The organism is Streptomyces tailanensis (assembly GCF_008386495.1).
In the GTDB taxonomy this organism is placed as follows: domain Bacteria; phylum Actinomycetota; class Actinomycetes; order Streptomycetales; family Streptomycetaceae; genus Streptomyces; species Streptomyces tailanensis.
In genome coordinates this window covers 1-13,734 of the sequence record NZ_VTHJ01000116.1, presented here as the reverse complement: position 1 = coordinate 13,734, position 13,734 = coordinate 1, and the positions used below count along the sequence as shown (strand labels likewise).

8 protein-coding genes and 3 pseudogenes are annotated in these 13,734 nt (G+C 72.4%); 7 read left to right on the top strand and 4 right to left on the bottom strand.

Going from position 1 to position 13,734, the window contains the following annotated elements; genetic code table 11:
* Nucleotides 1-350, top strand: a pseudogene (locus F3T56_RS49090) (hypothetical protein); the annotation flags it as partial.
* A 233-nt stretch (nucleotides 351-583) separates the two neighbouring features.
* On the opposite strand, the gene F3T56_RS44195 reads toward F3T56_RS49090, so the two are convergent.
* Nucleotides 584-1,282: a class I SAM-dependent methyltransferase gene (locus F3T56_RS44195; protein WP_149831107.1), complete on the bottom strand. Its 699-nt coding sequence runs from the start codon at nucleotides 1,280-1,282 to the stop codon at nucleotides 584-586.
* 309 nt (nucleotides 1,283-1,591) lie between these two features.
* On the opposite strand from F3T56_RS44195, the gene F3T56_RS50420 reads away from it, so the two are divergent.
* A complete protein-coding gene (locus tag F3T56_RS50420; RefSeq protein ID WP_425473748.1) occupies nucleotides 1,592-1,750 on the top strand; it encodes a substrate-binding domain-containing protein in 159 nt (52 codons plus the stop codon).
* A 120-nt stretch (nucleotides 1,751-1,870) separates the two neighbouring features.
* On the opposite strand, the gene F3T56_RS44185 is transcribed toward F3T56_RS50420, so the two are convergent.
* On the bottom strand, nucleotides 1,871-3,103 hold the full coding sequence (locus F3T56_RS44185) for a sensor histidine kinase (RefSeq protein ID WP_246204770.1): 1,233 nt from the start codon (nucleotides 3,101-3,103) through the stop codon (nucleotides 1,871-1,873).
* Between the two features lie 318 nt (nucleotides 3,104-3,421).
* Between F3T56_RS44185 and F3T56_RS49585 the strand changes: the two genes are divergently transcribed.
* The 5 genes and pseudogenes from F3T56_RS49585 (at nucleotide 3,422) to F3T56_RS46785 (ending at nucleotide 13,178) form a co-directional block, all read left to right on the top strand.
* Complete coding sequence (locus F3T56_RS49585) at nucleotides 3,422-6,865, top strand: S8 family serine peptidase (RefSeq protein ID WP_281291982.1); 3,444 nt, start codon at nucleotides 3,422-3,424, stop codon at nucleotides 6,863-6,865.
* A 190-nt stretch (nucleotides 6,866-7,055) separates the two neighbouring features.
* Nucleotides 7,056-10,820, top strand: coding sequence for an nSTAND1 domain-containing NTPase (locus tag F3T56_RS44175; protein ID WP_149831106.1), 3,765 nt, complete (start codon nucleotides 7,056-7,058; stop codon nucleotides 10,818-10,820).
* A 123-nt stretch (nucleotides 10,821-10,943) separates the two neighbouring features.
* Nucleotides 10,944-12,386, top strand: coding sequence for a polysaccharide deacetylase family protein (locus F3T56_RS44170; RefSeq protein ID WP_149831105.1), 1,443 nt, complete (start codon nucleotides 10,944-10,946; stop codon nucleotides 12,384-12,386).
* Nucleotides 12,386-12,694 (top strand): annotated as a pseudogene (locus tag F3T56_RS44165) (AbfB domain-containing protein); the annotation flags it as partial. The gene F3T56_RS44170 and the pseudogene F3T56_RS44165, both read left to right, overlap by 1 nt.
* Before the next feature lie 10 nt (nucleotides 12,695-12,704).
* Nucleotides 12,705-13,178, top strand: coding sequence for an alpha-amylase family protein (locus F3T56_RS46785; protein WP_172639468.1), 474 nt, complete (start codon nucleotides 12,705-12,707; stop codon nucleotides 13,176-13,178).
* A 49-nt stretch (nucleotides 13,179-13,227) separates the two neighbouring features.
* On the opposite strand, the gene F3T56_RS44155 is transcribed toward F3T56_RS46785, so the two are convergent.
* Together F3T56_RS44155 and F3T56_RS44150 are read right to left on the bottom strand one after the other, a co-directional pair.
* Nucleotides 13,228-13,365: a hypothetical protein gene (locus tag F3T56_RS44155; protein WP_216373096.1), complete on the bottom strand. Its 138-nt coding sequence runs from the start codon at nucleotides 13,363-13,365 to the stop codon at nucleotides 13,228-13,230.
* 64 nt (nucleotides 13,366-13,429) lie between these two features.
* Nucleotides 13,430-13,734, bottom strand: a pseudogene (locus F3T56_RS44150) (zinc ribbon domain-containing protein); the annotation flags it as partial.

Below are 13,734 nucleotides of genomic sequence, written 5' to 3'. Positions count from 1 at the left end.
GCATCCTGAAGACCGACGACGCCGAGACCCTCGGGATCGTCGACTTCGACACCAAGAGCCTCGAAGTCGCCGAGACCCTCGGGATCGTCGACTTCGACACCAAGAGCCTCGAAGTCCCCGCAGGTGAGGGCTCATGGCTACGGGGCTTCGCGACGACCGCCGCCCTGGGCACCGAGCACGTGGGCGAGGGCGCCACCGAAGGGGACCTGGACGCCTTCATCCGTGACGTCGAGCCGTACGCCAGGCTCGGCATCGACACGGTGATCATCTCGCCGTATCTGGGCGCCACATCACAGTGGATGGAGGCCTTCGCCGCCCAAGCCGTGCGACGACTGACCGAACTGGGCTGAGCAGCCCGGGAAACGGCCGTTCCTCATCAGCGGCCTGCTTCCGGCCGCACGGGGACGCGTGCTCGGCCGACACCGGGATCAGGCCGCCGTCCGAACGAGGACCGGGCCTCTGTTGCCCGGCCCGGCAGCCGGCAGTGGGAGTGCCGGCGCACGGCCCTCGGCTCACCGCTCGGGGCGGCGCGGCAGCCGTGCCGCGATGGCCGTGCTGCGGCGGCCGCGCCCTCCGGACGGCGTCAGCGCAGGGTGAAGAAGATCATGGGGTTGTCCTGGCTGTCCTTCAGGGGGTGGCTCAGGGTGAGGTTTCGTTTGACGTCGTTCAGGCGGTCATACATCTCGGGTGCGTGGGCGCGGGAGGCGGTGAAGTAGGCGTTCTCCTGGTCGGCGAGCCAGCGCAGGACGACCGCTCCCTCGGTGAACGGCAGTGGCCTGCGGCCGTGGAAGACGTCGTGGACGCACGTGGGTATGCCCGGCCGCATTCGCGGCAGCAGGTGCTGGATGTACCAGCGGGCGAAGCGCGCCGAGTGCGCGGCGTCGATGAAGAGGAAGTCCGCGGTGTCCGGGATCTTCTCCAGGTTCTCCCGCGCGTCCCCTTGCGTGAACGTCCAGCGCCCGGTGGACAGTTGCTCGGGGACGTTGCGCACGACGTGGTCCACGATGTCGTACGAGTACAGGTGGCCGGTGCCGTTGTCCCTCAGGGCCTGGAGGATCCAGGTGGTGGACCAGCCGTGGAAGGTGCCGATCTCCACCACCGTCTCCGGTCGCGTCTCGCGCAGCAGGAGATAGGTGATCTCCGCCTCGATGTCGTCGAGTTGAGCCTTCAGTGAGGTCGGCGGGGCGAGCAGCTTCCGCTGCTTCTCGCGGACCTGGTCGAGGTCGTGGGCGTAGGTGCGGTAGAGGCGGGTGATGTGGTCGATGTCGATGGTCTGGTGCATGCGCGCTCCGCGGAAACCGGTTCTGGTTGGTCAGTGCGCGGTGACGGTAAGGCGCGGGAACGGAAGGGCACGTCACACCCAGGTGCCAACTCCGCTGTCACACCCGGGTGCGAGGTGCCGGGGGTGAGGGTGTGCCGGTGCTGGGCGGGGCGGTGTCGGGCGTTCCCGTCTGTGAGCCGGTCGCCGCACCGGCCGCGGGTCAGGCGGACATGCCGGGGGTGATCAGCCCCGACTCGTAGGCCATGACGACGAGTCGGGACCGGTCGCGGGCGTCGAGCTTGGCGAACATCCGGGTCATGTGGGTCTTGACTGACGACCATTCACCAGCCACCGCGGGAATCCGGGACCGAGGCCGTCCGTCGACTGCCCGCTGCCATCGACGGAACCGGCAAGGGCTCGCTGCGCACAGTCCTCCCGGTCCACCTGGTCGTCCGCGGAACGACAGGCCCTCGGCGAACCCGCCTCTGACATCGAGCGCGGCACGCGGTCAAGACCAAGGCCGTCAGGCGGGCTCACTGGCACCGGTGAGGTGACGTCGCGGCGCCGCCCGACGCCCCGAGCACCGTGCGGCGTGGGGGCGTCGGGCGGTCACGACGACGCCCTCTGCGCCGGCAGCGTCGCCGTGACCTCCCAGCCCCAGCGGTCGGAGCGGAGTCCCGTACGCACTTCGCCGCCGAGCGCGGTGACCCGTTCGGTCAGCCCGATCAGTCCGAAGCCGCCGCCGCGCGCGGCCTTGGGCAACCGGGTACCGCCACGGCCGTCGTCGCGCACCGTCACCTCCAGCACGCGGCCGTCGTAGGACAGGCCGACCGTCACCGCGGTGGCGTCCGCGGCGTGCCGCCGTACGTTCGTGAGGGCCTCCTGAACGATCCGGTGGGCGGCGGCCTGCACCTCATGGGGCAGGTCGTCGGGGACCGAGGGATCGCGGACCAGTTCCGCCGGGGGACCGACGGGCCCGCCGAAGCCCTCCACCAGTTCGGGGAGCGCGGCCAGATCGCCCCCCGGGCGGCGGTCGTCGCTCCCCGCCTCGCCGGGCTCCGGGACCTCACGCAGAAGACCGACGGTGCGGCGCATGGAGGCGAGGGCTTCCACGGCGGAGCGCTCGACGTCCTTCAGGATTCCGGCCAGACGCTCGGGTTCCGTGGTGGTGATGAGTTGCGCCAGCTGCGTCTGCACCAGGATCCCGGTGACATGGTGGGCCACGAAGTCGTGCAGGTCGGCCGCCATGGCGAGGCGTTCGGTCCGCTGTGTCTCGGTGACCGCGACGCGGCGCCGGTGGTCCAGGGTGCGCAGGTACCCGCCGAGTCCGGCGGCCGCGCCGGCCAGCAACAGCATCCCGAACGGGTTGACCGAGGAGATGTCGGGGTCCCCGGCGGCCTCTCTGTAGGACAGGGCGACAACGGCCGCACCGCCCAGAACGCCGCACACCGCCGCCCACCGCACGGGGCAGTCACGCACCGCGACCAGGAGCAGGCACAGCAGGATCGCGAGTTCGCCCGGGCCGTACACCGCCTCCCAGCCGGAAAGGAACACGGCCGCTGTCAGGGCACCGGAGAGGACCGCGGGCACGGCGGTCCGCACGGGTGCGGTGAGCCACGCCGGCCGCCGGGCTGCGGGCCAGAGGACCGCCGCCAGACCGATCGACAGCACGACCAGCTGAGGCCACAGCGACTGGCCGTCGACACCCGCCAACAGCAGGTCCACACCTGCGGCGAGCAGCAGCAGGATGATGCCGAACGCCCGCGGAAGGACCTGCCGGCGGGCATCCGGTTCCGGTCCGCGAGGCGCATCCATGGCACGCACGGGTTTCAGGAGATTCACGGCGCGACCCTAACCCCCCACCGGCACAGCCGTATCAGCCGAAAGGCCACATGCCGCGACGCGGCAGGGTCGCGCCATCGGCCGAACGGCCGAGACTTCACGGGAACAGGGCTTCTCCGCGATTTTTCAGTGCCGGCGAGGGGCTACTGACCAATTCCCCCGGGTCCAAGACTCGGTCCCGGCCGACGGCACTCCCCCCGCCGACGGCTCAGGCGGCCCTGGGCGCGCACCCCCCTGCAGCCCGGGGCCGCCTGTGCGCCCGCACGAGCGGGCCGAGCGGGGACCATCCACCGATCTGCGGGGAAGCGAGACACCGCCTTGCACGAAAAGCACAAGCGGAGCGGGAAAAGACTGACGGCGCGGGGCGCCGCGTACGCGATACCGGCCCTGGTGGCGGTGGCCGGGCTGACCGCCACCACCGTCACCCCGGCGGCAGCGGGCCCGTCGGCGGACCTGTCGGCCGGAGCGGCGAGCGGGTCGGCCCGGGCGGCAGCACGCGTGACACTGGTGACCGGTGACACCGTGAGCGTGGACGGCACGGGCCGGGTGACCGGTGTGGAGCGCGGCAAGGGCCGCGGACACATCGGCTTCTCCATACGGCGGTTCGCCGGCCACACCTATGTCGTCCCGCAGGACGCGACCCGGCTGCTGGGCAGCGGACGACTGGACCGCCGCCTGTTCGACGTCACCCAGTTCGTCAAGGACGGCTACGACGACACCCACCGGGAGCAGCTGCCGCTGATCGTCTCCTACCGGGGCGGCAGCGGCACCCAGGCCGGTGCCAAGCGGGCGCTGGCCGCCGCCGACGCCGAGGTCGAGCGGGTGCTTCCCGCCGTCCGCGGCGAGGCGCTGACCGCCGAGAAGCCGGACGTCGGCGACGTGTGGCGGGCGCTGACCGACCCGGTCGCCGACGACACCGCCGTGGCCTCCGCGCCCGGAATCGACCGGGTGTGGCTCGACGGGCGGGTCAAGGCAGCCGCGCAGGACGAGGACGGCGCCCCCGATCCCGAGGGCGGCGTCGCGCAGATCGGCGCCCCCGCGGCCTGGAAGCAGGGCTACGACGGCAAGGGCGTGAAGGTCGCCGTCCTGGACACCGGCATCGACGCCACCCACCCGGACCTGAAGGGCAGCATCCTCAAGGCCAAGGACTTCTCCGACTCCGACACCGGCGTCAGCTCCACCGACGACAAGCAGGGACACGGCACACACGTCGCGTCCACCATCGTCGGCTCCGGCGCGAAGAGCCACGGCAAGTACACAGGAGTGGCGCCCGGCGCGAAGCTCCTGGTCGGCAAGGTCCTGGGCGACACCGGATTCGGCTCCGACTCGTCGATCATCGCCGGTATGCAGTGGGCCGTGGCGCAGGGCGCCAAGGTCGTCAGCATGAGCCTGGGCTCCGTCGACACCCCGGGGGTGGACCCGATGGAGAAGGCCGTGAACGACCTGTCGGCCTCCTCCCACGCCCTGTTCGTGATCGCCGCGGGCAACGAGGGCCCCTCCGACACGACCCTCGGCTCCCCGGGCTCCGCCGCGGCCGCGCTGACCGTCGCCGCGGTGGACCGCCACGACAAGATCGCCGACTTCTCCAGCCGCGGCCCGACCGCGGACGGCGCCCTGAAGCCGGACATCGCCGCGCCCGGTGTCGACGTCGTCGCCGCGCGGGCCGCCCACGGCAGCGCGGGCGAGGAGGTGGCGCCCGGCTACGTGTCGATGTCGGGCACCTCCATGGCCACCCCGCACACCGCGGGCGCCGCAGCGATCCTCGCCCAGGAGCACCCCGACTGGACCGGCGAGCGGATCAAGGCCGCGCTGACGGCCTCGGCGAAGCCGCTGACCGGCACCACCGCGTACGAGGCCGGGGCGGGCCGGGTCGACCTGACCCGGGCGACCGGCGCCGACGTCACCACCGAGCCGTCCTCCGTCGATTTCGGCACCGCCGCCTGGCCGCACACCGACGACAAGCCGGCGACCCGGACGCTCACCTACCGCAACCCGGGCACGAACCCCCTCACCCTGGACCTGACCGCCGACGCCACCGGCCCCGACGGCGGCAACGCACCCACCGGCATGTTCACGGTCTCCCCGGCCCGGCTCACCGTCCCGGCCGGCGGCACCGCGCAGGCCACGGTCACCGCCGACACCCGGCTCGGCAGCGCGGACGGCGCCTACTCCGGCGCGGTGACCGCGACCGGCGGCGGACAGAGCGTGCGCACCGCCCTGGGCGTCATCCGTGAGGTGGAGTCGTACCAGCTGACGCTGACCGTCACCCGCCCCGACGGCAAGCCCGACGATGCTCCTGGCGTCACCGTGGCGGGCCTGGACACCGGCAAGCAGTACACGCCCTTCGACGACGACAGGAACCACCCCGACGGCAAGGTCACCCTGCGGCTGCCCAAGGGCCGCTATGTGATCGACGCCCAGACCGCCGACCCCCGGGGGAAGACCGCCCTGATGCTGGCACCCCGCCTGATGCTCGACCACGACACCACCCTCGCCTTCGACGGGCGCAAGGCCAAGCCGGTGAAGGTCACCGCCCCCGACCGCCGGGCCACCGCGCGCGAGGCGCAGGTCCTCTTCGCGGCCCGCGGCGCCAAGCCGGCCTACGACTACGTCGGCGGAAACATCGTCGACGCCGGTGACACCTCCCTCGGCCAGATCGGCTCCAGCGCCCCGGCCGGCTCCTTCGTCGCCCAGTTCGGCGGGATCTGGCAGCGCACCGCCACCTCGCCGACGTACAACCTGGTCACCACCCGTACCGGCTCCTTCTTCACCGGCCTGAACCGCGCCTTCTCCTCCACCCGGGACATGGCCCGGGTGAACACCTCCGTCGCCACCACCCTGACCGACGCCTCCACCGCCCCCCAGGTGAACTGGTCCACCCCCGACTGGCCGCAGCTCGACCGGGCGTCCCTCTTTTCGGAAGGCCTCCAGCGCCCGGCGCCGACCGCCTCTCTCGTGCAGTACCTGAGCACCGACCGCGGCCTGCGCTGGAACCTGGGCGTCCGGGTCGTCAACGGCCTGCACAACGAGGATTCGGTCTCCTTCATGACCACCCGCCGTTTCAAGCCGGGCCGTACCTACCGGGTCACCTTCAACGGCGGCGTCCACAGCCCGGCCGTCGCACCGGAGTCCGGCGTCGGCGCCATGCGGTTCGGCGGGTACTACTACGTGTGCGTGCCGATGTTCTCCGACGGCCCGGGCAACCTGGCCTACCTCCCCCAGGCGGCCATCACCACCCGGCTCAGCGCCGGCTCCCGGGTCTTCGGTTCCACCACCGACGACACCTGTCTCAGCGCCTACGGCGGCCTGCCCGCCGGGCCGACACGTTACCGGTTGTCCATCAGCGCCGACCGCACCAAGGACTACAAGGTCAGTGACCGCGTCCAGTCGGTGTGGACCTTCACCTCCCGCGACAGCGGCGAGACCAAGTGGGTCGCCTTCCCCCTCTCCGTCGTCCGCTTCCACCCGAAGCTGAGCCTGACCGACACCGCCAAGGCGGGCGCCCGCGTCACCGTGCCGCTGTCGCTGCAGGGTCCGGCCGCGGCCAAGGGGCACCTCAAGTCGCTGACGGTGCGCGTGTCGTACGACCGCGGCCGCACCTGGAAGCCGGTCACCGTGCACACGAACGCCGCCGGCAAGCGGTACCTGACCCTCACCCACCCGAAGAAGCCCGGCACCGTCTCCTTCCGGACGTCCCTGGCCGACACCGAGGGCAACACCTACGCCGGCACGATCCGCAACGCCTACCGCACCGTGCGCTGACCCCTCGCGCGGACGTCGCCACAGCGGACGCGGCGCCGACTCCCGACGTGCCTCCGGCCGACACCGGCCGGAGGCACGTCCGCGTCGGTGCCGGGTCCGAGGGAACGGCCGGGGTTTGCCTGGACTCGAAGGGAAACGTAGGTTGAGCGGCCGATCCCTGGTGTACGTGAAGGTCGAAGGGTGCCGCCCCGTGGGACGACGTGAGAAGCCGGTGGACCCGGATGCCGGACCTGTGCAGCGGCTCGCCTACGACCTGCGGCTGCTGCGGGAGAAGGCGGGCAAGCCGCCGTACCGGGAGATGGCCGCGCGGGTGGGCTACTCGACGACCGCGCTCTCCCAGGCGGCGGCCGGCGACCAGCTGCCGTCGCTGGCGCTGGTGCGAGCGTACGCGCAGGTGCTGGACGCCGACCCGGACGAGTGGGAGCGGCGCTGGCGGGAGGCGGACGCTCAGGTCCGGACGCCCTCGGTGGAGGAGCGGGCGCCGTACCGGGGGCTGGCCCGCTTCGAACCGGGTGACAGTGACCTGTTCTTCGGCCGGGACAAGCAGGTCGGTGAGCTGCTGGGCCTGGTGCGCGCGCACCGGTTCGCGGCGGTGTTCGGGCCCTCCGGCAGCGGCAAGTCGTCGCTGCTGCGCGCCGGGCTGATTCCCGCGCTACGACAGGCTCAGGGCGCCGACCGCCCGGCGGTGATCCGCGTCCTCACCCCGGGGGACAGGCCCGCGCGGACGCACGAGCGGGCACTCGTCCCGAAGGACGGCAAGGACGGCGAGGACGACGGCCTGGACACCTGGGTGATCGTCGACCAGTTCGAGGAGCTGTTCACCCTCTGCCACGACCACGAGGAACGCGATCGCTTCCTCGACCTGCTGCTGTCCGCCCGCGCCCCCGCGAGCCGGCTGCGCGTGGCCATCGCCGTACGCGGCGACTTCTACGGCCACTGCGCCGCCCACCCCGAACTGGCCGAGGCGGTCAGCCGCACGAACCTGCTGGTCGGGCCGATGGGCCGGGAGGAGCTGCGGGAGGTGATCACCGGCCCCGCGGCCGCCGAGGGCCTGAACGTGGAGCGTGTGCTGACCGCCCGCGTCATCGACGAGGTCACCGATCAGCCCGGCACCCTGCCGATGCTCTCGCACGCCCTGCTGGAGACCTGGCGCCGGCGCCGCGGCCGCACGCTCACCCTGGCCGCGTACGAGGAGGCGGGCGGCGTGCGCGGCGCGATCGCCGCCACCGCCGAGCAGGTCTACGGCGAGCTCACGCCGGACCAGGCCCGCATCGCCCGCCGTATCCTGCTGCGCCTGATCGCACCCGGGGACGGGACCGCCGACACCCGCCGTCCGGCATCCCGGGCGGAGCTGGGACCTCACGCGCAGGACGTGCTGGAGCACCTCGCCGCCGCCCGGCTGGTCACCCTGGACGGCGACACCGTCGAACTGGCCCACGAGGTGCTGATCACCGGCTGGCCCCGGCTGGCCGGCTGGATCGAGGAGGGCCGGGAGCGGCTGCGCGCGCAACGGCTCCTCGGGGAGTCGGCCCGAGCCTGGGAGCAGTTGGACCGTGACGCGGGCGCGCTGTATCGAGGGGCGCGCCTGACCCAGGCCGAGGAAATGTTCACCGGGCGGGGCCAGGACGATCTCGCCGAGCAGGAGCGGGCCTTCCTGGATGCCTCTCTGGCCGCGCGTGACGCCGAACGGGAGGCCGGGACACGGGCCGCCCGCCGTACCCGCCTGCTCACCGTGGGGCTGTCCGCGTTCCTCGTGCTCGCTCTGGCCGCGGGCCTGCTGGCCTGGCAGCAGGGCCGGGCGAGCGAGCAGGAGGCGGCCAAGTCGGCCGCCCGCCGCCTGGCCGGCGTGGCCGACAGTCTGCGCTCCGCCGACCCCCGCACGGCTGCCCTGCTCTCCGTCGCGGCCTGGCGGCTCGCCCCGCTGACCGAATCCCGCTCGGCCCTGCTCGACGCCCTGGCCCGGCCGGAGCGGGACGCCTTCACCGACCCGCGGACGGGCGAGAACGTCCGGCGTTTCCTCACCGGTCAGGGCCGCACCCTCGTCACCGTCACGGGCTCCGAGGTGACTGTTCGGGACGTGGCCGATCACCACGTCGCCGCCACCTACCGGCTGCCCGGCGGCACCGAGGTCACCGAGGCGGGCCCCGATGCCGGTTTCCTCGTCCTCACGGGCCAGGACGGCGACGAGCTGTGGAACCTCGCCGCCCACAGACCCGCCGCCGAGCTGGGCGACGCGGACTACTGGGCGGCGTCCGACGGCAGCGCCTACGCAACCGGACCGTCGGACGGAGCGGGCCCGGTCAGGATGGTCCGGACCGGTGACGGCAAGGTGCTGTTCACCACGGACACGCCGCGTGCCCTCACCACGGCCGCGATCGGCCCGGGCGGCCGCCTCCTCGCCCTGTGCCCGGCCGACGGCGCACCCCAGGTCTGGGACACCGTCCACGGCAGGCGGCTGCCGGGTGCCTGGGAGAAGGCGGGCGGCACCGTGTGCGGCACCGGCTCGGGGGCGGACCACGGCTCCCGTCTGCTGCGGTTCAGCGGGGACGGCCGACGCCTGGCCGTGGTCTCCGGAAACACCGCCAAGGTCTGGGCCGTCCCCGGCGGACGGGACGTCGCCGACTTCCAGAGCAGCGGCACCAGCGGCTTCACAGAGGCCGTCCTCTCCCCGGACGGGCGGTTCCTGGCCACGGCCGACGACGAGGAGATCGCGGTGTGGCCGCTGGACCCGAGCGGCGGGGATTTCCGCGCACCGCTGGCCGGAGCCGAGGTGAACGGGCTGACCTGGGCGCCGGGCAGGAGCCGGACGCTGCGCTATCTCGACGGCGCGACGGTGCGCACGTACGACCTGAGCGACCGCCTGGACGCCCGGTGGCAGGGCACTCCGGCCGACGCGACCGCACTGAGCCCGGACGGAACCATCCTGGCCACCGCCACTCGCGCCGACGCCGGCTACCGCTTCGAACTCCGCTCCACCAGCACCGGCACGGTCCTCGCCCGCACCATGCTCGGCCCCCTGCCGACCAACGGCGACGAAGGGCCCCCGCAGTTTGCCTTCAGTCCGGATGGCCGGGCCCTCGCCGTCGCCGACACCGTCTCCTCGCACGGCGCCCTGCGGCAGCGCTTCAGCGTCTGGGACGTCCCCGCGCACCGGGTCCGTACGTCGTTCGAGACATCCGGCGCGGCGGACCGCCTCGTCTCCGCGCTCGCCCTCGGTTCCGGCGGCCGGACGCTGCTGGCCGCGCGCTCCGCCGGCGACGACGGCACGGCCGAGGTCTGGGACACCGCCGCCCACCGGCGCACAGCCACCCTGGGCGCCCTCAATGCGGGCAACCTCGCCCTGCGGCCCGACGGCCGGCTGCTCGTCGGCTCCGCCAACCGGTACGCCGAGCTGCCCTCCGGTCGTGTGAGCGGGCGCGCCCTGGCCGACGACCGGCAGGTCACCGCGCTGGCCTTCAGCCCCGACGGCACCCGGCTCGCCGTCGGCGACGACCTCGGGCACGTGACCCTGTGGGACGGCGACCTGCGCCACCGCCTGGGCATCCTGACCGGCACCTCCGACACCGCCTCCGGGGACATGCCCGAGGCCGTGGGCGCGCTCGCCTTCTCCTCCGACGGCGCCACCCTCGCCGTGGGCGGGCGGCACGGCACCCTGCGCCTGTGGGACACCGCCGGACAACGCCTCCTCGGCAGCGACCTGCCCACAGTCGGCAACGAGATCGACACCCTCGCCTTCACCCTCCCCCACTCTCGACTTCGCTCGAGCGGGGGGACCCCCATCGGCGCCACCCTGTACGCCGGCGGCCCGGACGTGCTGCTCCAGCGCCACCCGGTCGGCCCGGACGACGTCGTCCGCATCCTGTGCGACAGGGCCGGCGGAGGACTCACCGAGGCGCAGTGGCGGACGTACGTGCCCGACGCGCCGTACCGACAGGTGTGCCCCACGACACGCTGAGCGGAAAAGGCGTGCGCGAAGAGCGGACCCCTTTTGTTCACAGTGACTCCGACGGTCGCTGAAAAACGCCCCTGACCTGGACGATCGGAGCCCGGTAAGCCCCCTAGCCCGGGTTCTGGTCCCATGCGCACACGCCTCCTGCTCCCCTCCCTCCTGCTGCTCGGCTCGCTCTCCCTGACGGCGGCCTGCTCGTCCGGATCCTCCGGGGCATCGGACTCCGCGACCGCCGGAGCGCGGCCCGGACCGTCCTCCGGTGCCTCGCCGGTGCGGGCCGTGGACCCCTCGAAGATCAAGGGTCTGCGGATCGTCAACAACAGCAGCGAGAACAGCTCCTGCCCTTTCGCGACCAGCTATCCGGACGTGCCCGGTGCGGCCGCGATGGCGGACGCGATGAAGAAGGACGTGGAGCAGCGCCTGGCGCGCTTCCGCTCGATGTGCGACGACTCCCCCACCGGCGCCGATGGCCGCGAACTCAACATCAGCCACCAGTTCCTGGTCGCCTCCGGGGACGTCGTCGGCATCCGGCTCACCACACAGGAGCAAGGCACGGCAGGGGGCGGACTGCGCACGCGCACGTTCTGGAACGACGGCAAGGCGGGCACGTACCGCACCGCGCTCGCACTCGTCGGCGACGGCTCCCGGGACGCCTTCGTCGCCGCCTTGAAGGAGCAGCTCCAGGGTCGGGAGGGCACAGACGCGGACAGGGTGGACGAGGCGTTCGCCGACCGGTCGAACGTCGTCGGCATCCTGGACGACATGGCCTTCACCGCCGACGGCGGACTGCGGGTGACCTTCGACCGGGACGAGGTCGGCGCCGCCCCCGCCGGCCGCTACGTCGTGGCCTTCTCCAAGGCGACGGTCACTCCCTGGCTGTCCGCCTTCGGCAAGCGCGCCCAGCAGCAGACCGAACAGCCGTCCCGCTCACTCGACCTCGGGGCGACCGCGACGCCCACGCCCGCCGTACCGACGCACACGGCGTCCGATGACGACGACACCGACTGCGAGAAGGTCCACTGCATCGCCCTGACCTTCGACGACGGACCCGCCGTCCCGGAGACCGGGACCCTGCTGACGTACCTCGCGCAACACCGCGCCCGGGCCACCTTCTTCGTGGTCGGCCAGAACGTCGCCGCCCACGCCGACCTGGTGCGCGCCGAGGCCCGCGCCGGCCACGAGGTGGGCAACCACTCCTGGAACCACCCCGACCTCACCAAGCTCACCCCCGAGCAGGTCACCCACCAGCTGAACCGCACCAGCGCCGCGATCAAGGCCGCGACCGGCACGGCCCCCACCGTCTTCCGCCCGCCGTACGGCGCGATCAACAGCACGGTCCGTAGCGCCACCTCGCTCTCCCCCGTGCTGTGGACACTGGACACCGAGGACTGGAAGTACCCGGACGCCGCGAAGATCGCCGAGGCGGTCATCAACAAGGTGCGGCGCAACGACGTCGTGCTCATGCACGACATCCACGCCACGTCGGTCGCCGCCATCCCCGAGATCCTGCGCACCCTCACCGCCCGCGGCTACCACTTCGTCACCGTCAGCCACCTGCGCGCCACCATGTGACTGCCGAGTACAACAACCTGATCGCGAAGTGGGGCACCCCGACCTGGAACCGGCTCAAGTCGTACAACTTCCCGGCCCGTTACATCCACCACGCCAGCTTCGTGGCCCAGCTCGACGAGTACCCGATCACGCCCTACAGGGACTCGCAGTGGACCCTGGTCCCCGGGCTCGCCGACAGCTCCGGGGTCTCCTTCCAGTCGGTCAACTACCCGACCCGCTACATCCGCCACCCGAACTTCATGCTGCGCATCGACCCGATCTCCACGGCCACGGGCCGGCAGGACGCGACCTTCCGGGTCGGGTACTGATCTTGTGACCTTGGAAGGCACCTCCGTCTCGTGGTACATCTCCGCACGGAACCGGGCCGGACGCATCACCGTGCGCGTCCTCGCCCTCGGCCTGGCGGGCCTGACATCCCTGGCCGGCCACGAGCCGTCGGCACCGCGTCCGCCGGGCCGACCACCGTCAGCACCAGCCGGCTCGGGGCCCCCGCCGCCGACGGGCTGGGCGTCCTGGAACAGCTTCGACGCCACCAAGCGGCAGACGAACGCCCTGGTGTCCTCCGGCATGGCCACGGCCGGCCACCCGTACGTCAACCACGACGACGGCCGGTGGCAGGGCGACCGCAACGCCGACGGCACCATCACCGTCGACGAGACCCCGTGGCCGACGGCATGGAGGCCATCGCCGACCACATCCAAGCACTGCCTGCCGGCCGGCGGGGCTGCGGCTCCTACCACCCCACCACCATCGGCCTGCTTCGATGTCGGCCCGGCGGACACACCGCGCTGAGAGGTCAACCACCCGCCAGCCGCGTCCCCAACCTCACAGGGCAATACACCTAGGGCACGGGAGACAGATCGAGTGGTACGGGTTCGTCGCGGTCGCAGTGCAACGCGCCGTCGACGACCCGTGCGACGGCGACCTGGAGTGAGGAGCGGCGAGTGGCGTAGGTGTCGTCCTCCGCGGCGTCCCCCACTCGGCCCGGATGGGTGAATTGAAGTTCTCCCCTCCCTTCGCAAGCTCAGGAAGGGGATTCCCGTCTACCTTGCGGCGACAGGCTTGACGGTTTTACCCGCCCTGCGACCGCGCCTTCCGGCGGCCGGGACCTCCACGATGACGTGGCCGATCCGGTACAGGTGCAAGATGTTCCGAGCCGCGTTCCAGTCGGCGTTCGCCGTCCAGCCGCAGTCGGGGTTCTTGCAGGAGAACAGTTCCTGGCTCTCTCGGCTGCCGGGGGTGGTGAATCCGCAGGCTGAGCATCGCTGGGAGGTGTGGGGGGGGGGCGGGGACCTTGACGAGCTGGCCGCCGTATCGGGCGGTCTTGTACGTCAGTATCGTCACGGTC

What these genes read in the sequence shown, in the direction of transcription:
- F3T56_RS44195 (WP_149831107.1), bottom strand. Translation starts at nt 1,282, where the DNA reads ATGCACCAGACCATCGACATCGACCACATCACCCGCCTCTACCGCACC.
- F3T56_RS44170 (WP_149831105.1), top strand. Translation starts at nt 10,944, where the DNA reads ATGCGCACACGCCTCCTGCTCCCCTCCCTCCTGCTGCTCGGCTCGCTC.